This is a genomic window from Chryseobacterium scophthalmum, assembly GCF_900143185.1.
In the GTDB taxonomy this organism is placed as follows: domain Bacteria; phylum Bacteroidota; class Bacteroidia; order Flavobacteriales; family Weeksellaceae; genus Chryseobacterium; species Chryseobacterium scophthalmum.
This window is the reverse complement of sequence record NZ_FSRQ01000001.1, coordinates 747,309-770,269: the sequence shown is the minus strand read 5'-3', so window position 1 is coordinate 770,269 and position 22,961 is coordinate 747,309. Positions and strand designations below refer to the sequence as shown.

At 32.2% G+C, this 22,961-nt stretch carries 24 protein-coding genes and 1 other RNA gene; 16 read left to right on the top strand and 9 right to left on the bottom strand.

Features of this window, described 5'->3' with window-relative positions; genetic code table 11:
- Window positions 1-62: 62 nt before the first annotated feature.
- The gene (locus BUR17_RS03535) at window positions 63-749 is read left to right on the top strand and encodes a metal-dependent hydrolase (protein ID WP_074228845.1); all 687 of its coding nucleotides are present in this window, start codon (window positions 63-65) and stop codon (window positions 747-749) included.
- Window positions 750-816: 67 nt separating this feature from the next.
- On the opposite strand, the gene ffs is transcribed toward BUR17_RS03535, so the two are convergent.
- An RNA gene (ffs, locus tag BUR17_RS03530) (signal recognition particle sRNA small type) lies at window positions 817-913 on the bottom strand.
- Window positions 914-1,045: 132 nt separating this feature from the next.
- On the opposite strand from ffs, the gene BUR17_RS03525 reads away from it, so the two are divergent.
- From BUR17_RS03525 to BUR17_RS03465, 13 genes are all read left to right on the top strand, one after another.
- The gene (locus BUR17_RS03525; protein ID WP_074228844.1) at window positions 1,046-1,642 is read left to right on the top strand and encodes a DUF4199 domain-containing protein; all 597 of its coding nucleotides are present in this window, start codon (window positions 1,046-1,048) and stop codon (window positions 1,640-1,642) included.
- A gap of 17 nt (window positions 1,643-1,659) precedes the next feature.
- Window positions 1,660-2,610 (top strand): glycosyltransferase family 2 protein, encoded by a 951-nt coding sequence (locus BUR17_RS03520; RefSeq protein ID WP_074228842.1) that lies wholly within the window; start codon window positions 1,660-1,662, stop codon window positions 2,608-2,610.
- A 56-nt stretch (window positions 2,611-2,666) separates the two neighbouring features.
- On the top strand, window positions 2,667-2,999 hold the full coding sequence (locus tag BUR17_RS03515) for a hypothetical protein (protein ID WP_074228840.1): 333 nt from the start codon (window positions 2,667-2,669) through the stop codon (window positions 2,997-2,999).
- Window positions 2,999-3,700 carry a GIN domain-containing protein gene (locus BUR17_RS03510; protein WP_074228838.1) on the top strand — a complete coding sequence of 234 codons (702 nt, stop codon included), beginning with the start codon at window positions 2,999-3,001 and terminating at the stop codon, window positions 3,698-3,700. The genes BUR17_RS03515 and BUR17_RS03510 overlap by 1 nt, the downstream gene beginning before the upstream one ends.
- A 132-nt stretch (window positions 3,701-3,832) precedes the next feature.
- Window positions 3,833-5,548 (top strand): phospho-sugar mutase, encoded by a 1,716-nt coding sequence (locus BUR17_RS03505; protein WP_074228836.1) that lies wholly within the window; start codon window positions 3,833-3,835, stop codon window positions 5,546-5,548.
- 32 nt (window positions 5,549-5,580) lie between these two features.
- Window positions 5,581-5,937 carry a four helix bundle protein gene (locus BUR17_RS03500; protein ID WP_074228834.1) on the top strand — a complete coding sequence of 119 codons (357 nt, stop codon included), beginning with the start codon at window positions 5,581-5,583 and terminating at the stop codon, window positions 5,935-5,937.
- A gap of 122 nt (window positions 5,938-6,059) precedes the next feature.
- The gene (locus tag BUR17_RS03495; RefSeq protein WP_074228832.1) at window positions 6,060-7,313 is read left to right on the top strand and encodes a pyridoxal phosphate-dependent aminotransferase; all 1,254 of its coding nucleotides are present in this window, start codon (window positions 6,060-6,062) and stop codon (window positions 7,311-7,313) included.
- 90 nt (window positions 7,314-7,403) lie between these two features.
- Window positions 7,404-8,741, top strand: a complete 1,338-nt coding sequence (locus tag BUR17_RS03490; RefSeq protein WP_084550378.1) for a S1 family peptidase — start codon at window positions 7,404-7,406, stop codon at window positions 8,739-8,741.
- Between the two features lie 290 nt (window positions 8,742-9,031).
- Window positions 9,032-11,875, top strand: coding sequence for a VIT domain-containing protein (locus tag BUR17_RS03485; protein ID WP_074228830.1), 2,844 nt, complete (start codon window positions 9,032-9,034; stop codon window positions 11,873-11,875).
- Window positions 11,876-12,309: 434 nt separating this feature from the next.
- Entirely contained in the window at window positions 12,310-12,900 is a 591-nt protein-coding gene (locus BUR17_RS03480) for a hypothetical protein (protein ID WP_074228828.1), read from the top strand.
- A 123-nt stretch (window positions 12,901-13,023) separates the two neighbouring features.
- Window positions 13,024-13,746, top strand: a complete 723-nt coding sequence (gene kdsB, locus BUR17_RS03475; protein ID WP_074228826.1) for a 3-deoxy-manno-octulosonate cytidylyltransferase — start codon at window positions 13,024-13,026, stop codon at window positions 13,744-13,746.
- Between the two features lie 143 nt (window positions 13,747-13,889).
- Window positions 13,890-14,552, top strand: coding sequence for a histidine kinase (locus BUR17_RS03470; protein ID WP_074228824.1), 663 nt, complete (start codon window positions 13,890-13,892; stop codon window positions 14,550-14,552).
- 15 nt (window positions 14,553-14,567) lie between these two features.
- On the top strand, window positions 14,568-15,146 hold the full coding sequence (locus tag BUR17_RS03465; protein ID WP_074228822.1) for a glutathione peroxidase: 579 nt from the start codon (window positions 14,568-14,570) through the stop codon (window positions 15,144-15,146).
- Window positions 15,147-15,213: 67 nt separating this feature from the next.
- Here the strand turns inward: BUR17_RS03465 and BUR17_RS03460 are convergent, their stop codons facing one another.
- Window positions 15,214-15,696: an Lrp/AsnC family transcriptional regulator gene (locus BUR17_RS03460; protein WP_102980342.1), complete on the bottom strand. Its 483-nt coding sequence runs from the start codon at window positions 15,694-15,696 to the stop codon at window positions 15,214-15,216.
- Window positions 15,697-15,804: 108 nt separating this feature from the next.
- Between BUR17_RS03460 and BUR17_RS03455 the strand changes: the two genes are divergently transcribed.
- Entirely contained in the window at window positions 15,805-16,698 is an 894-nt protein-coding gene (locus BUR17_RS03455) for a DMT family transporter (protein WP_143747514.1), read from the top strand.
- Window positions 16,699-16,716: 18 nt separating this feature from the next.
- Here the strand turns inward: BUR17_RS03455 and BUR17_RS03450 are convergent, their stop codons facing one another.
- Window positions 16,717-17,370 carry a metal-dependent transcriptional regulator gene (locus BUR17_RS03450; RefSeq protein ID WP_074228820.1) on the bottom strand — a complete coding sequence of 218 codons (654 nt, stop codon included), beginning with the start codon at window positions 17,368-17,370 and terminating at the stop codon, window positions 16,717-16,719.
- Between the two features lie 85 nt (window positions 17,371-17,455).
- Between BUR17_RS03450 and BUR17_RS03445 the strand changes: the two genes are divergently transcribed.
- Window positions 17,456-18,487, top strand: coding sequence for a threonine aldolase family protein (locus BUR17_RS03445; RefSeq protein WP_074228818.1), 1,032 nt, complete (start codon window positions 17,456-17,458; stop codon window positions 18,485-18,487).
- A 45-nt stretch (window positions 18,488-18,532) separates the two neighbouring features.
- Here BUR17_RS03445 and BUR17_RS03440 read toward each other — a convergent pair whose 3' ends face one another.
- The 6 genes from BUR17_RS03440 to BUR17_RS03415 form a co-directional block, all read right to left on the bottom strand.
- Window positions 18,533-18,844: a hypothetical protein gene (locus tag BUR17_RS03440; RefSeq protein ID WP_074228816.1), complete on the bottom strand. Its 312-nt coding sequence runs from the start codon at window positions 18,842-18,844 to the stop codon at window positions 18,533-18,535.
- A 22-nt stretch (window positions 18,845-18,866) separates the two neighbouring features.
- Entirely contained in the window at window positions 18,867-19,370 is a 504-nt protein-coding gene (locus BUR17_RS03435) for a hypothetical protein (protein ID WP_074228814.1), read from the bottom strand.
- 426 nt (window positions 19,371-19,796) lie between these two features.
- Entirely contained in the window at window positions 19,797-20,129 is a 333-nt protein-coding gene (locus BUR17_RS03430; protein ID WP_074228812.1) for a DMT family transporter, read from the bottom strand.
- A 14-nt stretch (window positions 20,130-20,143) separates the two neighbouring features.
- Window positions 20,144-21,376, bottom strand: coding sequence for a MutS-related protein (locus BUR17_RS03425; RefSeq protein ID WP_074228810.1), 1,233 nt, complete (start codon window positions 21,374-21,376; stop codon window positions 20,144-20,146).
- A gap of 29 nt (window positions 21,377-21,405) precedes the next feature.
- Complete coding sequence (locus BUR17_RS03420) at window positions 21,406-22,344, bottom strand: NADP-dependent oxidoreductase (RefSeq protein WP_074228808.1); 939 nt, start codon at window positions 22,342-22,344, stop codon at window positions 21,406-21,408.
- Between the two features lie 27 nt (window positions 22,345-22,371).
- The gene (locus tag BUR17_RS03415; RefSeq protein WP_074228806.1) at window positions 22,372-22,959 is read right to left on the bottom strand and encodes a 5'-methylthioadenosine/S-adenosylhomocysteine nucleosidase family protein; all 588 of its coding nucleotides are present in this window, start codon (window positions 22,957-22,959) and stop codon (window positions 22,372-22,374) included.
- Between the last annotated feature and the right edge of the window lie 2 nt (window positions 22,960-22,961).

Below are 22,961 nucleotides of genomic sequence, written 5' to 3'. Positions count from 1 at the left end.
GGAAATTTGTGAAAATATTTGAGCTATTTGTGTTTAAATATTTAACAAAATAAAAATTAAAAATGAAAATACAATACTTAGGACAAAACTGTTTTTTGTTCATGTACAAAGACAAAACGATTCTTTGTGACCCTTTTTACAACTACAAAAAAGCAGAATCAGGATTTGATATTTCGGCTCAGAAAATCGATTATATTCTGTTGACTCACGCTCACGGAGATCATATTGCTGATGTAGGAGAGGTTTTACAGCACTATCCTGAAGCTACGATTATTGGCCAACCGGAAATCTGTGCTTATTTCAAAAACGCTAAAAATACAGACGATGTAAACTTAGGAGGATCGGCAAAAATCGATGATCTTAAAATTTCTATGGTTCCGGCTCATCATACAAGTTCGTTTCCTGACGGAACTTACGGAGGTGTTCCTGTAGGATATATTTTCAGACTTCCTGAAGGTAAAAACATTTATTTGGCTGGAGATACAGGAGTAATGGCAGATATGGAACTTTTCCCAAGATTATTCGGAAATTTAGACTTGTCAATCCTTCCAATTGGTGGTCATTATACGATGTGTGCAAGAAAAGCAGCTTTTGCGGCGTCAGAATTATTGAAAACTCCAAAAGTAATCGGATGTCATTTTGATACTTTCCCTGCAATTGAAATTAATCATGATGGTGCAGCGAAACATTTTGCCGATAAGAATGTTGAATTGGTTTTACCTAAACTCGGAGAAAGTTTCGATATATAACAAAAAAAATTAAGAGATTAAGTAATTTAAATAAAATCATCTTAATCTCTTAACTTATAAAAATAAAAAATGGCAAGCTACCTAAATCACACCGCTCAACCAATTACCTTTGCTGCGTTCCCACCCTGGAGGATTCTCAGGAGCTGGTTGTTTAGGACTTGCCGTTGCAAAGATAGGAACTTATTTTAAAATTAAAAATATTATTACAGAAAAAATCTTTAAAAATCCCTTTATTAAAGCTAAAACGCTGAAATTTAGACCAATATTTTTTAAGAAATTTTCTAAAAATTAGAATTATGACGAAAAGTCCACTTACCCTAGGAATTTTATTGTATGCCATTACAATGGCGATCTTTTTTGTAGTCTACACATTTTTTTCTGGTATCGAATATTTTGATACTACATTGAAAGTCAATGCTTTCGTTTTGCCGATCGTCTATGTTTTATTTGCTTTTTGGTCTGTAAAATCTCATTGGAATAACCATGAAATGGATTTTAAAGGAGCTTTTAAAAGAGCTTTCGTTCCAATGTTTGTAGGCGGAATTTTATCTATCGTAAGTATCTTTTCTTTCTTAAACTTCATCGATACGGATGCTAAAAAACTGTTAAATTATCAATATGTACACCGTCAGAAATCTGAATTAGACAAAGAATACCAGTCTGCGAAAAAGATTTTAAAGCATCAAAAAGACATTGATGAGCTAGAGCAAAAATATCAGGAAGGTCTTCAAAGATTTGATCCTGCGACTATAAAAGATAAAGATATGCTTACGGCGAGTCATTTTTCAGGATATTTTGCCGCAATTCTTATATTTTACGTAATTTTGTCTGTCTTTTTTGGAGCGTTTTTCAGAAAGAAAACAAACCATCAGGAAGCAATTAATCAAGAATAATTTTTTATTAAAATTAAATGAATTTATCTATAGTAATTCCGTTACTCAACGAGGAAGAGTCTCTCGAAGAGTTGTTTACAAGAATCGACAACGTTTGCAAAACCAGCAACTTATCATATGAAGTTTGGTTTATCGATGACGGAAGTACAGATTTGTCGTGGAGCATTATTGAGAATTTAAAAGTTCAGCATCCACAAATCCACGGAATAAAATTTTCAAGAAATTACGGAAAATCTCAGGCTTTACATGCCGCTTTTGAAAGAGCACACGGTGATGTTATTATCACTATGGATGCAGATTTACAAGACTTCCCGGAAGAAATTCCTGAGCTTTACAGAATGGTGATTGAAGATAATTATGACATCGTTTCGGGTTGGAAGAAAAAACGTTTTGATAATGTAATGACCAAAAATATTCCTTCTAAGCTCTTCAACGCTGCCGCAAGAAAAGTTTCAGGAGTTTATTTGCATGACTTTAACTGTGGACTGAAAGCTTATAAAAAACAGGTTGTAAAATCGATTGATGTTTACGGAGATATGCACCGTTATATTCCCGTTTTAGCTGCCAATGCAGGTTTCAGAAGAATTACAGAAAAAGAAGTTCCGCATCAGGCAAGACCTTATGGAACATCAAAATTTGGAACTGAAAGATTCGTTAGAGGATTTTTAGATTTGGTAACACTTTGGTTTGTAAGCCGTTTTGGAGGAAGGCCAATGCATTTTTTCGGAGCAGTAGGAACGATTATGTTTATCGTAGGTTTTCTTTCAGCTTTTTGGTTAGGAATTTCTAAGCTAATTGACGTTGCACGAGGGATTTACGGACATTTAATTACCAATAATCCTTGGTTTTTTATTGCATTAACCATGATGTTGATGGGAACCTTGCTTTTCATCGCAGGATTCTTAGGAGAAATGATTATCAGAACCAACAGAGAGCATAAAAATTATAATATTGACGAAGTGATATAGGCTGTATGAAGTTTTATCTATTAATTCTATGTGCCTTATTTTTATCATGTTCAGAAGTGAAAAATACTGAACCGATAACTTCGCAATGGGAATTTATCAGCATAAATGAAGGTGAAAGAAGCGAAGTTGATGCTAAAATGCTGAATAATATCAACGCAGAATATGGTACAGGTACATTAGAGTTTAAAGATGATTTGTCTTTTTCGTCTTTGGGAAGCAAAAATAAAAGTGAGGGTACTTATACTTTAAAAAATAACATTTTGGTTATGCAATATTCTAATCTGCCTGAGCCAATAAAGTTTAATTATTCTGTTGTTGACAAAAAATATTTGCTTTTAAGAAATACTGATGGTAAAAAACTAACATGGCTTTATAAAAAAAGTAAATAATGAAAAAAATAGTTGTAGGAATAAGTTTACTTGCTATATTTTCTTGTGGTAAAATTTCTCCAAAAGGAAATTTAGAGAAGAAAGAAATTGATGTCGAAGAATTTGTAAACCTTGATCTTGAAGGGAAATTTAGGGTATTTTATGCAAGAGGACCGAAAAACTTTGTGGAAGTAGAAACTTACCCAAACATAGCCGGAAATCTTGATATTGATGTTGATGATAAAACCCTTTCCATCAAAGAAAGCCGAAAAACAAAAGGTGTCGATTTTTATAATATTACGATTTATTCAAAATATAATCTGGAAAAAATTTCAATTTCAGACTCTGTGGAAATGAATATTTCGAGTGAAATTAAAACCGATAATTTCAAATTAAATTTAAAAAATTACGCTACTTTTATGGGTTCTTTGAATACAAGAAGAGCTGAGATTGATATGCAGAATAGAAGCCGTGCTAATTTTTTAGGTGAAACTAAAGATGCATTAATAAAAATCTCAGACACAGCAAGTTTAATTGCTCCTTACTGGAAAATTGTCAATCTGAACGTAGATTCTCAAAACGGAAACTATGCAGAAGTCAACGTAAAAGATACGCTAAAAGGAACTGTAAAAAATACAGCAAAATTTGTGTATTATAATGATCCGATCAGAGCTTTTAAAGTTGATAGAACGACAAGAGTGGAAAATAAAAAATTGAACTAATCGATGTCTTTGTCATTCAGAATGAAACGAAGTGGAATGAAGAATCTAGTTAATTAAAAAACAGATTTCTCGTTCCTCGAAATGACAAAAAAATTTTTAATCATATAAAATATAAACGAACAAAATACAAATATGACAACATTAGAAAAAGCGAAACTTTGGTTAAGTGACACCTTTGATAAAGAAACAAGAGATGCTGTTCAATTATTGATCGACAGCAATTCTCCTGATTTGGAAGACTCTTTTTATAGAGAATTAGAGTTCGGAACCGGAGGAATGAGAGGGATTATGGGTGTTGGAACCAATCGTTTAAATAAATATACATTAGGTCAAGCTACACAGGGACTTGCGAATTATATGTTAGAGCAATTTGCAGGTGAGGAAATCAGTGTTGCGATTGCTTATGACGTTCGTCACAATTCAAAAGAATTTGGAAAATTGGTGGCAGATGTTTTAACGGCAAATGGAATTAAAGTTCTTTTGTTTAAAAACCACAGACCAACTCCTGAATTGTCTTTCACTGTGCGTGATAAAAAATGCAACGGAGGAATTGTTTTAACTGCTTCTCATAATCCACCGGAATACAACGGATATAAAGTATACTGGAATGACGGAGCGCAAATCGTTCCGCCACATGATGAAGCAATTATCAATGAAGTATATTCTGTAAAATTTGAAGAAATTAAATTTGAAGGAAATGATGATTTAATCGAATGGATCGGAGAAGGGCAGGATGATGTTTATATCGATGCTTGTATCGAAAATTCAACCTATCAAGATGTTGGAAAAGGAAATTTAAATATTGTTTTCACGTCTATTCACGGCACAACTTATACAACAGTTCCACAAGCTTTGGAAAAAGCAGGATTCAAGAAAGTAGACCTTGTTAAAGAACAGATGATTCCGAGCGGAAATTTCCCGACGGTAGATTCTCCGAATCCGGAAGAACCTGCAGCTTTGGAAATGGCAATGGATTTAGCTAAAATCACTAACGCAGATATCGTTATCGGAACTGATCCTGATGGAGACAGATTAGGAATTGCTGTTAGAAATTTGGAAGGTGAAATTCAGTTGTTGAACGGAAACCAGTGTAATACGATTTTAACGTATTATATTTTAGATCAGTGGAAAAAACAAGGAAGAATTACCGGAAAAGAATTTATCGGTTCTACGATTGTAACTTCAGATATTTTCTTTGATATTGCTGAAAAATTCGGAGTTGACTGTAAAGTTGGATTGACAGGTTTCAAATGGATTGGGAAAATGATCCGTGATTTTGAAGGCGAAGAAAAATTTGTTTGCGGTGGCGAAGAAAGTTTCGGTTTTATGACTGGAGATTTCGTTCGTGATAAAGATTCTTGTGGAAGTATCATTTTAGCTTGCGAAATTGCAGCTTGGTGTAAAGCCAACGGAAAAACCATGTATGAATACATGATTGAAATCTATCAGGAAACCGGAATGTATTACGAAGGTTTAATTAATATCGTTAAAAAAGGAAGAGACGGAGCAGAAGAAATTCAGAATATGATGAAAAATTTCCGTGAAAATCCTCCAAAATCATTGGCTGGTTCTTTAGTTGAAGAAGTTAAAGATTTTAAAGAGCAAACCAACTTCGTAGTTTCTGAAAATGAAAAACATGTGATGGATGGTATTCCAAAATCTAATGTTTTGATTTATTACACGCAAGACGGAACAAAAGTTTGCGTAAGACCTTCAGGAACAGAACCGAAAATTAAATTTTATGTTTCTGTAAAAGAGAGCATAACTTCAAAAGAAGATTTTGAAGAAACATTGAAAGTTTTGGAAGCAAAAATAGAAGAAGTAAGAAAAGACCTTCAGTTGAATTAACATAATGAGTTATAAGTTTTGAGTTATAAATTATGAGTGAAAGCATTATTGGAAAAAAAAGTTTTGAGTTCGCTGTAATTATTGTCAATTTTTATAGAAAGTTTATAGTTGATAAAAAAGAGTTTGTTTTATCTAAACAGCTTTTACGTTCAGGAACTTCTGTGGGAGCAAATGTGCGTGAAGCTTTAAATGCTCAAAGTAGATTAGATTTTATTCATAAATTATCTATCTCTCAAAAAGAATGTGATGAAACAATCTATTGGCTGGAACTTTTATATGAAACTAAATATATTTCAAAAGAAGAATTTGAAAAATTAAAAAATCAAGCAACGGAAATTTTAAAAATAATAAGAAGCATTATTATAACTACAAAGAGCAAAAACTCATAATTAAAAATATTGAGTTATAAGTTTTGAGTTATGAATTATAAGTGAAAGCATTATTTTTCACGGGAAGAGACTCATAATTCATAACTCATAATTCATAACATTTAACATCTAATATATAAAAAGTGAAAGTTTCAAAATTAGCAGCGAACCTCATTGGTTCTGAAATTGTAAAAATTGGTAATGAAGTAAATGATTTAAAGGCGAAAGGTGCAGAGATTGCTAATCTTACGATTGGTGATTTGAACTCAAATCTTTACCCGATTCCTGCAGAATTAAAAGAAGAAATTCAGAAAGCGTATCAGAATAATTTAACCAATTATCCACCTGCAAACGGATTATTGTCATTAAGAAATGAAGTTTCTAAAGACTTGAAAACAAGATGGAATTTAGATTATTCGGCAAACGATATTTTAATTACAGCAGGTTCAAGACCGTTGATTTATGCAGTGTATAAAGTAATCGTTGACGAAGGAGACAAGGTAATTTATCCTACACCGTCTTGGAACAACAATCATTATGCTTATCTTACTTCTGCAGACGCAATTGAAGTTAAAACAACTCCCGAAAACAATTTTTTACCAACTGCTGCAGATCTAAAACCACACTTAAACGGAGCTGTACTTTTAGCGCTTTGTTCGCCGTTAAATCCTACAGGAACCATGTTTACAGAGGCTCAGTTAAGAGAGATCTGTGAAATGATCTTGGAAGAAAATGCAAAAAGAGGAGCAGACGAAAAGCCGTTATATTTAATGTACGATCAGATCTATTCTAATCTTACTTTTGGTGCAAAACACGTAGATCCGGTTTCACTTTTCCCTGAAATGAGAGACTTTACCATCTATATTGATGGTATTTCTAAATGTCTTGCTGCAACAGGAGTTCGTGTAGGATGGGGATTCGGTCCGGCTCATATTATTGACAAAATGAAAGCTTTGCTGACTCACGTTGGAGCTTGGGCGCCAAAACCAGAGCAGGAAGCAACTGCAAAATATTTTCAGAATTCAGAGAATGTAAATACGTTTATCACTGATTTTAAAGGAAAACTGGAAGCAAGCTTAAAAGTTCTTCATAACGGGATCCAGAATTTAAAAACCAATGGTTTAGCAGTTGATAGTATCGAACCAATGGGAGCAATGTATCTTACCATTAAATTAGATTACATTGGAAAAACAAAACCAGACGGAACAGAAATCGGGAATTCTTCTGACTTGGTTTTCTATTTAATCAATGAAGCGGGAGTTGCTTTAGTTCCTTTCTCTGCTTTTGGTGAAGAAAAATCTGAGCCATGGTTTAGAGCTTCTGTAGGAGGTTTAGATATCAAAGAAATTGAACTGATGATGCCGAAACTGGAGAATGCTTTAAATAATTTAAAATAGTTTAAAAATTTTTTCTAAATTTATATCAAGTTGATTCTTAATTTTAAGAATCAACTTTTTTATTATAAATACTTAATAACTGTAACACAAATGGATAATGAAAAAAAAGAATCCAACCAGAATGAGTTGGAACAAGATCAGCCACAGCAAGATAATAATTCGCTTTCTGATGATTTTTCAGAGCAGCGAAATTATAAATCAGAAAATATAATTTCTGAAAATTCTACAAATGAGATTCAGGAAAAACCCATAGAAGATCAACCTAAAGAAAGCTTGCCCGTAACCGAAAAAAAGAAAAAGAACGGTTATAAAATTGCATTTTTCAGTTTGGGTGGAATCATTCTTTTAGGCGGAGCTTCTTATTTTGGATATCAATATTATAAAGATCATCAGGTTGAACCTATCGTTGAAAATGTCTGCTTAGATACCGATACCAAAATTTACGATGCTTATAAAGATGCTGTAGTAATGGTAAAACACAGATATGCTTTTGTTGCAAAAATTAAAGGAAAAGAAGTTCAGTTGAATATTCCTGAAGCTTCAGAAGAAACACTTTTTGGAACTGCATTTTTTGTTGACAAAAAAGGAAATATGATCTCAAACAATCATGTTTTGCAACCTTGGAATTCTCCGGGAAATATTGATAAAATAAATACTGATGCAGCCAACATCCGAAGAAAAATTGCTTCGATTCTTACTACAGATATTTCGGAAGACGGCTACGAAACTTTTATTGCATCCAATTGGGGAAATGCATCTTCAGAATATAATGAAGAAGGCGGCTATCATGAAGGAAACGATGAAGAAGGAGGCGAAGAGTTTATAAATTCAAATGATGTCACTGTAGATTCTGCTACAACTTCTAATGATATTGCAGCCTCAATTCCTCAGAAAGATTATGTTTCAGAAGACGAAATCGAAGTTTATATGAAAACAGTAGATATTTCTGTCGCTTTACATAATTCTGCTGAACTATGGTTGCCTTGTACAATTGAAAAAATTTCTGAAGACCAATCTATTGATTTAGGAGTTTTACAATTAACAAATAAAGAAACGCCAAATACTGTTGTAAATATTATCAATCTTGATAATGCTGTAACCGATGATCAAAGTTTACGCCCCGGTGAAAAAGCGGTGATGATTGGCTATCCTTTAGGCGAAGATTTAGCGCAAACCATTTCAGGAATTAAAGTACAGCTGTATAACGGACAAATCAGTAAAGAATCTGACGGAACAAAAATCCAATATAGTGTTACTTCAACACACGGTGCAAGCGGAGCTCCAGTTTTTAATAATTGCGGACAATTAATTGCCGTCAATTTTAGCGGAGTTGAAAAAGTACAGGGTTACAATTTTGGAATTATCGCCAAGAAAATTTACTCTATATATCCTGTTATAGCTGGTGAAGCAAAACCAAGTACGGAATAATCATGATATCAAAATATTAATTTGCTGTTATGAATAACAAAAAAATAGAAAAACAATTATTGAGCCTTCATAAAATTACTGCATATTTAAGACACTTATTGCACTAGATTATTTACTATCTCCGTTGCTGTGGAAGAGCAAAATCTGTGTAGCAAAAATATATAACACGAGGATTGCGCTCAGTAGGAGCGCTACCTTTATCGGATTGAAAATTTGAATGAGCAACATTATCATCAGATTTTCCGTAATTAATTTAAACCAATTTATGATAACAAAAACCAAAATATCAGATGAAAAAAATAAATAGTTTAATTGCAACTTTGCTTTTCAGTGTTGCAATGGCGCAAATTCCGACACTGGAAGTGGACAACCAGAAAAAACATCCTGTTATTCTACAGGAAGCTAAAATTGATACTAAAATTTTAGGAAATCTTGCTACAACAACGGCAACGTATACTTTTTATAATCCAAGCAACAGAATTCTGGAGGGAAAACTTACTTTTCCACTTCCGGAAGGTGTTTCAGTAAGTGGTTACGCTTTGGATATCAACGGAAAACTCAGAAATGCAGTTCCTGTTCCCAAAGAAAGAGCCAAAGAAGTTTTTGAAAGTATTGAAAGAAGAAATGTAGACCCGGGAATTATTGAGAAAGTAGAAGGAAATAATTTCAGAACGAGAATTTATCCATTACCTGAAAAAGGAACCCGAACGATCCAGATCACTTATCATCAGGAGTTAAAGGATGTTGCTTCAGATTATCAATATTTTTTAAGCTTTGCGAATGCAACGACAATTCCGAAATTTAATCTGAAAGTCTGGATAAGTGAAACAGCGAGTATTCCAAAAATTTTAGAAAATCCTGATGGGAGTTTTGCTTTTCAGAAACAGGGAAACCAGTGGATTGCAGAGATCGCTAAATCTGATTTTACACCTAATGAAAGTTTAAAAGTAACGATTCCAAAAAATCAAAATTCATCGAATGTTGTTTTGCAAAAAGCTTCGGGAGACAAATTTTATTTTGCTGCGAATGTCGGATTGGATTTTCCTGTAAAAGAAAAACCAAAATCTCAAAAAATTGCGATTATCTGGGATAATTCTTTCAGCGGATCCAAAAGAAACCGAGATAAAGAACTTGATTTTTTGAATGCCTACTTTGCTGACAATAAAAATGTTTCCGTTTCTTTTTCTTTGCTGAACAATACTTTTGAAAAAGCTGAAGAATTCAATATTTCTCAGGGAAACTGGAGCGAACTGAAAGCTAGAATTTTAAATTTAAAATATGATGGCGGAACAGATTTTGGAGCTTTAAAAGAAATCAATGGAATAGAAGAATATCTCTTGTTTTCGGATGGAATTTCCAATTTTGGAGATTTAACGATGAAGTTTAAAAAGCCTTTAAATAGTATTGCAAGTACACCGACTTCAGATTTTAATCTTCTTAAATTATTGGCAAATCAATCAGGTGGAAATTTTATTAATTTAAATGAATTAGATACACAATCAGCTTTAAAAACCTACAAAAAATTACCAATTCGTTTTTTAGGATTTAAAGAAAATCCCAATATGCAGGAATTATTTCCAAATATCGGTTCGGTAATCAGCGAGCCTGTCAATATTTTTGGAATTACAAGTGGAAATACAGGTAAATTAACCGCCATTTTTTCAGTTGGAAATGAAAAATTTGAAATACCTGTAGATTTTTCAAATGCACAACAGTTGGAAAACTGGCAGATTGCTCAGTTTTGGGTTCAGAAAAAAATAAATGAATTAGAACTAAATTCTACTCAAAATCGAAATGAAATTAAAAATATCAGTGAACAATTCGGCGTTGTAAGTAAAAATACAAGCTTGATTGTTTTGGACGATATTAATGATTATGTACGGTACAAAATTACACCGCCTCAGGAATTATTGGCTGACTATCAGAAAATTGTTTCTCAAAACAAAGGAAGAGTTTTAGAACAGAGAAAAAATCTTTTATCTAAAGCTTTTGATAAAACCAAAGAATTAAAAACGTGGTGGAACACAGAATTTAAGACTGTAGAAAAAAAGGAATATCCAAGAATATCTAATCAATCGACACCAGTTCCTCAAGCACAAAGAGATGTTCCGTTGAGTGAGGTGATTAATTCAGGAAGAGCAGATATGGCTATGGAAGCTTCAAGTTCAGATGCAATGGTAGATATTATAGCTGAAAAGCCAAAAGGAAAAATCACTTTAGTCGATGTAGAAAGTACAGAAGAATATATGAAAGACTTTCAGAATTTGCAGTCTGTGGAAGTGATTTATCAGAAATATTTAGAAAATCGTTCAAAGCATGAAAAACAGGTTTCTTATTATTTTGATATTTCTAAATTGCTGTTCAAAAAAGGTGACAAAGCACTTTCACTAAAAGTTTTAAGTACGTTAGCAGAGCTGGATCTTGAAAATGAAGAGCTGTACAAAACCATTTATTATCTGTTAAAACAAAGAGGTCATTACGATAAAGAACTTTGGATTACACAGAAAATCCTTGAATGGCGACCTTTTGATGCGCAAAGCCACAGAGATTATGCATTAGCTTTGGTCGATAACAAAAAACCGCAGGAAGCTTTAAATATTTATAAATCTTTGCTGTATCAGGAATTTACAGACGAAATTTCAGTAAGAGATAACGGAATTGAAGAAATCCTGATTATGGAAATCAACAATATTTTAAAGCAAAATAAAAATGTTGACGGAAGTAAAATCGATGATCGCTTGAAAGCAGATTTGCCTGTAGATATTCGTGTCGTGATTAATTGGAATAAAGACAATACAGACATCGATCTTTGGGTAACCGATCCGAAAGGAGAAGATTGCTCTTATCAGCATAAATCTACTGCGATTGGCGGAAGAATAAGTAACGATTTTACACAAGGTTTCGGTCCAGAACAGTTTTTGCTGAAAAAAGCAGTGAAAGGAAAATATAAAATCAAGACCAATTTCTTTGGGGAAAGACAGAATATTCTTTCCGGACCAACAACGGTGATGGCGGAAGTTTATCTTTATTATTCTGATGGAAGACAGGAAAGAAAGATTGCTGTTTTCCAAAGCCAGAAAGAAAATAAAAAAGAAAATGATAGCAAAATTCTGATTGGAGAATTTGAGTTTTAAGAAAAATCACATAAATTGCCGAAGGTTTGTACTTCGGCAATTTTATTTTTAAAACTTGTTTAAACTTTTTATTTAACCACAAAAGAGGCAAAAGATTTAGGTATTTCTATTTAAAGTTAATGAGTATAAAGAAAAAAGTTCACAAAAACCTTTAAAAATCTTTGATTTTTTATTCTTTTGAGAACTTTGATTATCTAATAATAGTAGCTATTATAATAGTCTTTTGTTACTTTTGTGGTTAAACTTCAAATTAGTTTACATCCTTTTAGTCATATTTTTTAGATAGATTAATTTGGGCAGCTTTTTCCGCCTTCCACTCCCGCTCTTTTTGCCTTCACTTCGTTTCGGCAAAAAGAGCTCCGTTCAAGTCGGGCTGCAAAGCAATTCGCTGTTGTACAACTGAAAAAATATTTAAAATTATTTAGAATTTATCGATGAAATTTCCCAAAAAAACTTTTCTTGAAACAAAATGGCTAAGTTATTTCACTCTAGCGATTATCGTTTTGGTCATTTTGAGTGTTTGGCTTTCAGGAACAAATTCTCATCGGTCTTTATTTCAAAATTCTATTGTTTCAACATCTATTTTAGCCGGAGCTTTTTTTATTTTTATCAGTTCAGGATTATATTTTGGTTTGAAGCTCAAAGATAATGTCGGACATATTTTGCATAGAGAAAGAGTCAAAAAATATTCGGATAATGTTTCTTTACCGGATGTTTCTGCGTTTGATCCTCCTGCTGTAGGAGACGGAATTGGTGGAGCTATTGCTTCAATTATTTTATGGTTTTTAATTTCAATTGTCTTTGCTTTCTTATTATATTTTTTAGGATTCTTCTTTTGGGCGGCAATTTTATTTTTTGCGGCGATGTTATATTGGATTTTTTTCCGAGCTTTACGATTGGTATTTAAAAATTCAAGAAAATGTAAAGGCGACTTGCTGAAAAGTTTTGCATTTGGATTTTTTTACTCATTTCTGTACATCTCATGGATTTACGGAATCATCTTTTTAGTTAATTATTTAAGCTAAATATTTTATCACAAAAGAATCAATCATTATTTTGTAAGCTTTTGAAAAACGTATTACAGACTAAAATCTTTTGATACTTTTGCGGTTTAAAATATCTTCAATTAAAATTTATATTTAAATAAAATGAAAATTATCGCTGTTATTCCTGCGCGTTATGAAGCCAGCCGTTTTCCCGCAAAACTGATGCAGATTTTGGGTGAAAGAACAGTCATTACAACAACTTATCAAAATGTTGTAGAAACAGGACTTTTTGATGAAGTTTTTGTAGCCACAGATTCTGAGATCATCTTTAATGAAATTCAAGATCATGGCGGAAAGGCTGTAATGACAGGACAACACGAAACAGGAAGCGACCGAATTGCAGAAGCAGTACAGAATATCGACTGTGATATTGTGATCAACGTTCAAGGTGACGAACCGTTTTTAAAATTAGAACCTTTAAAGCAGTTAATAGAAGTTTTTAAAGAAGACGAAAATCAGGAAATTTCTTTAGCTTCATTGAAAATAAAACTTCACGAAAAAGAAGAAATAAAAAACCCGAATAATGTAAAAGTGATTACCGATAACAATGGTTTTGCATTGTATTTCAGTCGTTCTGTAATTCCTTTTCACAGGGAAGTTTCTTATGATGTTGATTATTTTAAACACATCGGAGTTTACGCTTTCAGAAAACACGCTTTGCTTCAATTCTCAAAATTAGAAATGAAACCTTTGGAAATTTCAGAAAAAATAGAGTGCATCCGTTATCTGGAATATGGAATGAAAATTAAATTAATAGAAACCAATTTCATCGGAGTCGGAATCGATACACCGGAAGATTTAGAAAAAGCAAGAAAGTTACTATAAGAGCCAAGGTAAAAGTATAAAGGTAAAAATTTTGTTTACTGAAACAATACATTACAAATTTGTGATATTTTGTTACACTGTTAAACTGCTACATTGTTACATTAGACAAGAAAGGCTTATATTTGATTTTATAAATTGATTTAATGAAGAAATTACTCATCGTTTTCGTCCTGATTATTTCGCAATTATCTTTAGCTCAGACTGCTAAAGAAATTATAGATAAAAACATAGAATTATCGGGAGGGTTAACCAATTGGAAACTTTTAAATTCAGTATTACTTCAGGGAAAAGTAATTTTAGGAATTAAAGACGAATATCCTATCAAAATATATCAGCAAAGACCTAATTTAACCAAAACGGTTATTACAATCGGGAATAAAGAAACTGCAATTGAAGGTTATGATGGCTCTAAAGGCTATGCAATGAACTATGCAACCAATAAAATTCAGGAGTATAAAGAATATGTTCCAGAAAGTTTTGATAATGATTTTATCGATTGGGAAAACAAAGGTTTTGAAGCAAAATATTTAGGAAAGGAAAAAGTAGGAGAGATCTATTGTCACAAAGTAGAACTGACGAAAAATGTGAACAAAAATTACTATTATTTCGATACAAAATCGTTCATGCTTTTAAAAGAAATAAAAAAAGATGAAACTTTAACGTATTCAGATTACAAAAAGGTAGGGAATTTGATGATGCCATTCAGATTAGAATCATCGAGCGCCAAAAAAGATGGCGATTATGTGATGCTTCTCAACAAAGTGGAAATCAACAAAGTATTTCCTGCAAACAGTTTTAAATTTTAAAATAAATATCTCAAAATGAAAAAGTTTTTTATAGTGCTTATTTCTTTTATAGCATTTTCTAATAGTTGCGCTCAGAAAAAAAGCGAAGTTTCTAAAGTAAAAACCAAACAGGCTATGTCACAAACAATATACGATTACAAAGTAGATGCTCTTGAAGAAGGCAAAACAATCAATTTTGCAGATTTTAAAGGAAAGAAAATTCTTGTTGTAAATACTGCTTCAGAATGCGGATTTACACCTCAATATGCAGATTTGGAAAAGCTTTCTAAAGAATACGGCGATAAATTGGTTGTGGTTGGTTTCCCAGCAAATAATTTTGGTGGACAAGAACCAGGAACGAATGTCGAAATTGGTGCTTTTTGCCAGAAAAATTATGGAGTTACTTTTCCTTTAGCGGCTAAAGTTTCTGTGAAAGGAGAGGATACAGCTCCAATTTTTAAATTCCTTACTGAAAAACAATTGAACGGCGTAAAAGACACCGAAGTGAAATGGAACTTTACTAAGTTTTTAATTGACGAAAACGGTAAGCTAATCGATAGTTTTGTAAGCAAAGTAAAACCTACGGATGTAGAAATTACTAAATATTTGAAATAATTCTCAAATTATATTTTTAAAGCGGATTTTCTTAATCCGCTTTTTTTATGTTTAAATTTTCCTAATTCTATTCTAATTGCTGTAATATTTGATACGGTAATTCAAGATTAGATTTCAAAGTATCCATGGTGACCATGGTTCGAAAGTGGTTGATGTTTTTATTGCTATAGAAAATCTTTCTCGTTAAAACTTCATAATCCTTCATAGAAGGAACTACAATGATTAAAATAAAATCTGAATCTCCGGTTACAAAATAGCATTGCTGTACTTCCGGAGTTGCTGTAAAAATAGCTTTGGCTTGATCAAGCAATTCAATTTTCTCGCTTTCCATAAAAACTTCTACAACCAAGGTGACACAATGATGAATCTTGTTGATATCAATCACAGAAACATCGGCTTTTATAATTCCAGATTCACGCATTCTCTTAATTCTACGTTGAACAGCTGCAGCAGAAAGCCCAATTTTTTCGCCAATATCTCTTTGGGGAGTTAGATTATCCTTCTGAAGAATTTTTAAAATTGCCGTGTCAAATTGATCGAGTGATTTCAAAATACAATAATTAGGGTTAAATATGAAACAAAATTGCAAAAAACTATCGGTATTTCATTAAAAAGCAATTGGTTTTTGATGCAATTTTGCAAAATAAATCAATTGACGATGAATGTTTTTAAAGGCTTTCTGTTGGCTGTACTTGCGGCATTACTTTGGGGAGTTTCCGGTACTTTCGGGCAATTTCTTTTTCAGCAAAGAGGAATCAATATTGAATGGCTGATTACTGTAAGAATGTTGATCTCCGGAATATGTTTACTTTTATTTGCGAAATTTTTCGAAAAATCTGATCTTCTTTCTATATGGAAAAACAAAAAAGATGCTATTCAGCTTACTGTTTTCAGCATTACAGGAATGTTGGCGGTACAGTACACGTATTTTGCGGCAATCAAACATTCGAATGCAGCGACAGCGACGGTTTTACAATATGCAGGTCCTGTTGTAATTGCTGTTTATTTAGCTTTTAAAAACAAAAAAATTCCGTTGATGATTGAGTTTTTAGCTATTATTTTAGCTGTTGTCGGAACCTTTTTATTGGTAACTCACGGGAATATAAACAGTTTAAATATCTCAGGAACGGCTCTGTTTTTTGGGTTAGCTTCGGCGATTGCTTTGGCAATTTATACTTTACAACCTGTAAAATTACTTTCAAAATATAAATCTTCTGTGGTCATCGGATGGGGGATGATGTGTGGTGGTTTTGTCTTCAGCTTTGTGAAATCTCCTTTTAGCGTTGAAGGAATCTGGGATTTTCAGACCTATTGGTACACCGCATTTATCGTAATTTTCGGAACTTTAATCGCATTTTACGCCTATCTTACTGCGGTGCAAATTATTGGCGGACAAAAAACAAGTCTTTTAGCTTCAATGGAGCCTCTTTCAGCAACGGTTTTGGCGGTACTTTGGCTGAATGTTTCTTTTTCTACAATCGATTGGGTAGGGAGTCTGCTTATTATTTCGACCGTATTTTTATTAAGTAAAAAAAACGAAAAAATTACGTGAAATAAAAGAAACCGGGAACTAATGTTTCACCAGAATCTTTTCGGTTGCCTTCTTACTGAGAACTTCTGTTTTCCCTAAAATTTCTATAGTAATTGATTTGTCAAAATCTTCAATTTTAAGAATCTTGATTTTAGTATTTAGTAGAAGTTTTCTTTCGGTAAGATAATTCAGAAAGGCATCATCAGACAGAGTAACAGAGGTGAAAATAACGGTTTCACCAATTTTACAGTTGCTTAACTGCAGTAAATCCTGAGCGATGATATTTCCGTCTTTATCGGGAATGGGTTCACCATGAGGATCGAATTTCGGATAATCTAAAATTTCATCCATTTTATCAAAGAAAACCTGTGAATGTACATGCTCCAATTGTTCTGCAATCTCGTGTACATTTTCCCATCCAAAATTCATTTTTTTAACCAGAAACATTTCGGTAAGACGGTGCTTTCTTACGACTAAAGCGGCTTCACGTCTGCCTTTTTCGGTAACTCTTAGCGGTTTGTAGGTTTCGTAGATTACCCAATTTTTGTCGGCAAATTTCTTCATCATATTATTAACGCTGGGCATTTTTACGTTAAGAAATTTGCTCAGTTCGTTAATCGTCACTTTTCCTTCATGGTCAACTACATGAAACAAAGCTTTCAGATAATTTTCTTCTGTTAATGTTGTTTTCAAAATGTTAGATGATTTTCATTACAAATCTAACAAAATATTTTTTAAATGTAGGTCTTGTTATTTTAAGATTTTTTAATTTTACACTATGAAATTTTCTTTTAAAAACGATTATTCCGAAGGGTGTCATCCTCAGATTTTAGAATCACTTCTTCGAAATAATTTCGATCAGCAAGCAGGGTATGGTGAAGATGATTATTCTAAAAAAGCTAAAGATTTAATTAAAGCTAAAATTGAAAATCAGGACGCTGAAGTTTACTTTGTTTCCGGAGGAACTCAGGCAAATCTTATTGTAATTTCTTCAATTTTAAGACCTTATCAATGTGTGATTTCTGCTTCAACCGGACATATTTTAAATAATGAAACAGGGGCAATTGAAGCAACGGGACACAAAATTTTAAGTATAGAAAAAGAAGACGGAAAACTTTTCCCGGAAGATATTATTCCTGTTTTGGAAAGTCATCAGAATGTTCCGCATCAGGTAATGCCGAAGTTGGTTTATATTTCAAATTCTACTGAACTTGGGACAATTTATACAAAAAGAGAACTCGAAAACCTTTCTAAGTTTTGTAAGGAAAACAACTTGTATCTTTTTATGGATGGAGCTCGATTGGGCCACGCTTTAACTTCAGAAACGAACGATTTAGAACTAAAAGATATTGCTGAATTAACGGATGTTTTCTATCTGGGAGGTACCAAAAATGGCGCTTTATTAGGGGAAGTAATAATAATTACTGAAAAAGATTTGCGTCCGGATTTCGCCTTTAATATCAAGCAAAAAGGAGCGTTGTTGGCAAAAGGAAGACTTTTGGGAATTCAGTTTTTGGAGCTGATGAAAGACGATTTGTATTTTGATTTAGCCAGAAATTCAAACCAACAGGCGATGAAGATTAAAAAAGCATTGTCTGAAAGGGGAGTGCAGTTCCTTTCTGATACTTCTACCAACCAGATTTTTCCGATTTTGAACAATAAAATCATTGAAGTTTTATCTGAAAAATTTGAATTTTATATCTGGAAAAAAATAGATGAAAATTTATCAGCAATTCGTTTAATAACTTCTTGGAATACTCAGAATGAACCCGTTGAAGAATTTATTAAAACTTTTAATAGTGAATTATAATTAAAAAAATGCAACTCAAAAGAGTTGCATTTTTATTTTGTTTAATCAGTTCATCATGGCTTTTATGCCTTCAATAACTTCGTTTTCAAAGTCTTTAATTTTCTGTTTTTTAGACCAAACGTAAAGGCCAATTGGCAACATAATAATTAAAAAAGGCATAGAATCGAGCTGAGTTGTTGTCGTGATTTTTCCGGTATCAGGATTTGTATCGATTTTTACATTTCCTGTCAGCGTAAAACCACTTTTCCGAACCTGCAGCGCACCCAAACTGGTTTGAATTTTATATTGCGGAAATTTTTTCCTTAATTCGTCAATAAACTCATTTTTCGTAAATGGTTTCACATTAAAATTTTGCATAAAGATTTGGTTTGATTATAATTTAATTTAAAGCTTTTGTGACGACTTTGCAATCAGCTGTTTCCAGTTTTTGTCCGTCTTTATAAGTTATTTTCTTTTCATCTGCATAACGCATTGTTCCGTTTTCATCTTTCTGATCTCCAATTCCTTCTGTTAAAACATTACCTTTCTGAATGAAGTAAATATCTCTTTTACTCGTTGTTCCTTCAGAGGCAAATTCATAAGTCAGCTTTAAAGTATCGCCAGATTTAAACCCAAATAATTCACCTTTTGAACTGTCTTTTTCACTGTTTTTATAAGCCATTTTTCCTGAAAGCGTACCCAAATTATCGTCAAGGCTTACAAAAACGCTGTCTTTTCCTGTAACTCCCAAATAACAGAAGGTTTTTGCGCCTAAAGTATCAACAACAGGTTCTGCAGGTTTTTCAAGTGAATCTGTAGTAACAACAGGTTTTACAGTTTCATTTTTTTTATTACAGCTCATTGCCAAAACTGACAATGCACCGAGTACAATATATTTTTTCATAATTTCAAGAGTATGTTAAACTTTATTACTGCTAATTTAAACATAAAAAAATTCTGAAACTAATTGAGAATTTATGTTCAAATTCTAATCGCTGAGAATCGTTTAAAAAATATTTTCCGGATTGTATTAAGTTTAATTGAAGTTTCAAGAAATATTTTTATTATTCATTTTATTATCAAAGAATGACAGATTAAACATTTTTGATTTTGAGCATCAATTTTAAAAATAATCAGCTAAAAGACTAATCAAAATATTTTTAAAATTGTAATCAATAATTAAGCCCTTAATTTCAATATTAATATTTTGTAGCCAGATTATTAGATAAAAAGATTCTGTTTTCTATAATTATAAAAATCCTATAATTTATATTATGTTAAATTGGATATTTTTCTGGCAACAGTAAAACCTCACTATCGCTTCATATAATTAATGAGACGCCGATTTTGAAAATATATTGATAATCACTACTCCGATAATAATTAAGGCTATTCCCAAAATTGCAGGAAGATCAAGAGTTTGCTTATAAACAAAATATCCTACTAAAGAAATTAAAACAATTCCGACTGCTGACCAAATTGCATAAGCAATTCCGATTGGAATAACTTTGATCGCATGAGTCAATAAATAAAATGAAGCTGACATTGCCACGACAAAAATTATCGTCTGTAAAGGTTTTGTAAATCCTTCAGATGCTTTTAAAAAAGATGTTGCAACAGATTCGAAAAGTATTGCAAATGCTAAAAATATATAGTTTTTCATAAGTAGATTTTTAATTAATGTTGTTTTAATAAATCATTTAAGCCATATTTATCAAAAAGTATTTTTCCGATTTCGAGTTTAGACCAGCCTTCTTTTAGCTTGTACGTAAATGTTAATTCATTATCTGTAAGAAAAGATTCCAGATTTAGCAACATAATATTTTTATTGTTCACTAAATAATTTTCTATCAAATTTAAATGAGTTGAAAAAACAAACATCGAGTTTTTATATTTAGATAAGCCATCTATCGTGTCAACTGTTATTTTTGCGGCATCATTTATATTGGTTCCATTAAATATTTCATCAAAAACAACAAAGCAGTTTTTGGTCTTTAGTTCTTGGAGTACATTTTTAAGATTTACAATTTCCTGCATAAAGTGGCTGTATCCTTCTTTCAGATTATCATTTACAGAAAAATGCAAAAATATGCTTTCATAAAACGGAATATTACAATTTTCAGCCGGAACTGCAACTCCTAAATGAGCCAACAAAACAATGATGCTGATTGACTTCATGGCGGTTGATTTAGCAGACATATTGGCTCCTGTAAAGATAATTGTATTCTTCTCCTTTACTTCAATAGTATTTTTAACCGCATCTTTTAAGTCTAAATGATAAAAATTCTCAATCATAAAATTAGCATCAGAATTAAATTGAGGAAATTTTAAATTGTGTTGTTTTATTCCTTTTGCAATGCTTGCATAAACATCAAACATGTAGAAGAAATTCCAGAATGATACAAAGTTTCCGTTTTTAACTTCAGCTTCTATTTTGATTAAGATATTTTTTCTTTGTTTGAAATCTAAAATTTTATGGTGATATTCATTTACAGATAAAGAATCGATAAATTGAATGTTTTTTTCAATTTCATCAGAATAATCTTTACAAAGATTGGATTTCTGAAAGCTTTTTAACACAACCTCAAAACGATAAAAAAACTCAATAAATAAAGTAATATTATTATTGATTTGGTTGAAAAACTCTCTGTACGTAATTTTTGTCAGCAGATTATAATTGTCGGAATTTACTTCTCCTAAGAACTTTTGAATAGAAGAAATAATATTTTCACTACACTTGTATTCGTTAATAAGCTGGAAGTTTTCTAAAAACATCTTTAGCTTTTGCTGCGTGTATAAAGTTTGGTTTTTATTAAAATTTTTTTGACTGAAAAATGATGCTAAATACTGTTTAGATTTTCTGGTTTGGGTAAAATTAAAATGCAATATTATTTCAGAAATATTCTCCATAATTCATTTGTGTTGATCAATTTAATCTGTTATTTTTTGAAATTTACCACGATTTTTCCAACTGTTCTCCCCTTTTCCAATTCTTCATGAGCATTAGACATTTCATCAAAATGATATACCTTATAAATATGAGGTTTTATAAAGCCTTTTTCTAAGAGCTCGGCGAGCTTTTTCATATCATTTCCATCAGATTGAACCATCATTTTAAAGCCTTTTCCTCTAACAGAAGCCGCTTTTTCTTCTATATCATCATTCAAACCACTAGGAATACTAATGATTATTCCACCTTCTTTTAAAACTTTTACAGAATGATCAATATTTTCACCACCGATTGTATCTAGAATAAAATCAAACTTTTCTTCAGAATTTCCCCATTCATAATTTTTATAATCGATATGCTGATCAGCTCCGAGATTCAAAACAAATTCTCTGTTTTTGTCGGATGATGTTCCCGTTACAGAAGCTCCCAAATATTTTGTAATCTGAACGGCAAAATGACCAACTCCACCCGAAGCAGCATGAATCAAAACATTTTGACCTTCTTTCACTTCAGCTTTTTCGATTGCCTGTAAAGCGGTTAAGGCCGCTAAACTTGTCGTTGCAGCTTCTTCAAAACTGATATTTTTTGGCTTTAAAGCAATATGATTTTCAGAAGCAGCAACAAATTGAGCATAACCTTTTCCGTGTCCCGGAAAATTAATCATTCCAAAAACTTCATCATTCACTTTAAACATCGAAGAATTGGTTTCAACGACAACTCCGGAAATATCCCAACCTAAAATCAATGGATTTTCATCTTTTAATTTTTGAAAAGCTCCTTTACCTGAACGGGTTTTTACATCTATTGGATTGATGCTTATGGATTTTACTTCAACTAAAACTTCACCTTCTTTAATGTTCGGCTTTTCTACTTCTCTAAGCTTCAGATTTTCTGTTCCTCCTGCATTTTCTAAAATAATTGCTTTCATGTTTTGATTTTAGTTTGTGTTTAAATTTTACACTTCTGTAAACAAAATTTGCTTAAATGCTTCCGAAGCAAGATGTACCTGAACCGACCAATCATCAGCGGCATCACTTCCCGCATCGTCAGAAATATATTTTAAAGATAAAAACGGAATGTTTTCCTGCATAGCAATCAATGCCAAAGGATACGCTTCCATATCGATAACGTTGTATTCTGTGTTGATGTGGTTCATTTCAAAACTGTCACCGCTTCCACAAATTCCTTCTGGTAAATTATCCATTTTAAGCCCATTTTCCAAAACAATAGGAATTCCAGATAAAGGAGTTTCAAATTTTTTAAAACCTAAACCTTGGGCATCCATATCCCGTTGAATGAATTGTGTACAACAGATAATCTCTCCTTTTTTGAAACCATTTCCGCCTGCCGAACCAAGATTGACAATCAGTTTTGGTTTCTTTTCGTGAATTGCTTTTGTGAGTGCAATTGCTGCATTTACTTTTCCGATTCCGGTAATTAATTTTCGGGTGTGATCAAATACTTTTCCTGCTTCAGAATCTAATGCAAACACAAAAAGAGTTTCAGAAATCGGATAAGAAAGTTCTTTATTTAATTGAATCATGA

Excerpts from the sequence above, each read along its gene's own strand:
- BUR17_RS03535 (WP_074228845.1), top strand. The coding sequence starts at position 63 with ATGAAAATACAATACTTAGGACAAAACTGTTTTTTGTTCATGTACAAA.
- BUR17_RS03525 (WP_074228844.1), top strand. The coding sequence starts at position 1,046 with ATGACGAAAAGTCCACTTACCCTAGGAATTTTATTGTATGCCATTACA.
- BUR17_RS03520 (WP_074228842.1), top strand. The coding sequence starts at position 1,660 with ATGAATTTATCTATAGTAATTCCGTTACTCAACGAGGAAGAGTCTCTC.
- BUR17_RS03510 (WP_074228838.1), top strand. The coding sequence starts at position 2,999 with ATGAAAAAAATAGTTGTAGGAATAAGTTTACTTGCTATATTTTCTTGT.
- BUR17_RS03505 (WP_074228836.1), top strand. The coding sequence starts at position 3,833 with ATGACAACATTAGAAAAAGCGAAACTTTGGTTAAGTGACACCTTTGAT.
- BUR17_RS03500 (WP_074228834.1), top strand. The coding sequence starts at position 5,581 with ATGAGTGAAAGCATTATTGGAAAAAAAAGTTTTGAGTTCGCTGTAATT.
- BUR17_RS03490 (WP_084550378.1), top strand. The coding sequence starts at position 7,404 with ATGGATAATGAAAAAAAAGAATCCAACCAGAATGAGTTGGAACAAGAT.
- BUR17_RS03485 (WP_074228830.1), top strand. The coding sequence starts at position 9,032 with ATGAAAAAAATAAATAGTTTAATTGCAACTTTGCTTTTCAGTGTTGCA.
- BUR17_RS03480 (WP_074228828.1), top strand. The coding sequence starts at position 12,310 with ATGAAATTTCCCAAAAAAACTTTTCTTGAAACAAAATGGCTAAGTTAT.
- kdsB (WP_074228826.1), top strand. The coding sequence starts at position 13,024 with ATGAAAATTATCGCTGTTATTCCTGCGCGTTATGAAGCCAGCCGTTTT.
- BUR17_RS03470 (WP_074228824.1), top strand. The coding sequence starts at position 13,890 with ATGAAGAAATTACTCATCGTTTTCGTCCTGATTATTTCGCAATTATCT.
- BUR17_RS03465 (WP_074228822.1), top strand. The coding sequence starts at position 14,568 with ATGAAAAAGTTTTTTATAGTGCTTATTTCTTTTATAGCATTTTCTAAT.
- BUR17_RS03455 (WP_143747514.1), top strand. The coding sequence starts at position 15,805 with ATGAATGTTTTTAAAGGCTTTCTGTTGGCTGTACTTGCGGCATTACTT.
- BUR17_RS03445 (WP_074228818.1), top strand. The coding sequence starts at position 17,456 with ATGAAATTTTCTTTTAAAAACGATTATTCCGAAGGGTGTCATCCTCAG.
- BUR17_RS03440 (WP_074228816.1), bottom strand. The coding sequence starts at position 18,844 with ATGCAAAATTTTAATGTGAAACCATTTACGAAAAATGAGTTTATTGAC.
- BUR17_RS03435 (WP_074228814.1), bottom strand. The coding sequence starts at position 19,370 with ATGAAAAAATATATTGTACTCGGTGCATTGTCAGTTTTGGCAATGAGC.
- BUR17_RS03430 (WP_074228812.1), bottom strand. The coding sequence starts at position 20,129 with ATGAAAAACTATATATTTTTAGCATTTGCAATACTTTTCGAATCTGTT.
- BUR17_RS03425 (WP_074228810.1), bottom strand. The coding sequence starts at position 21,376 with ATGGAGAATATTTCTGAAATAATATTGCATTTTAATTTTACCCAAACC.
- BUR17_RS03420 (WP_074228808.1), bottom strand. The coding sequence starts at position 22,344 with ATGAAAGCAATTATTTTAGAAAATGCAGGAGGAACAGAAAATCTGAAG.
- BUR17_RS03415 (WP_074228806.1), bottom strand. The coding sequence starts at position 22,959 with ATGATTCAATTAAATAAAGAACTTTCTTATCCGATTTCTGAAACTCTT.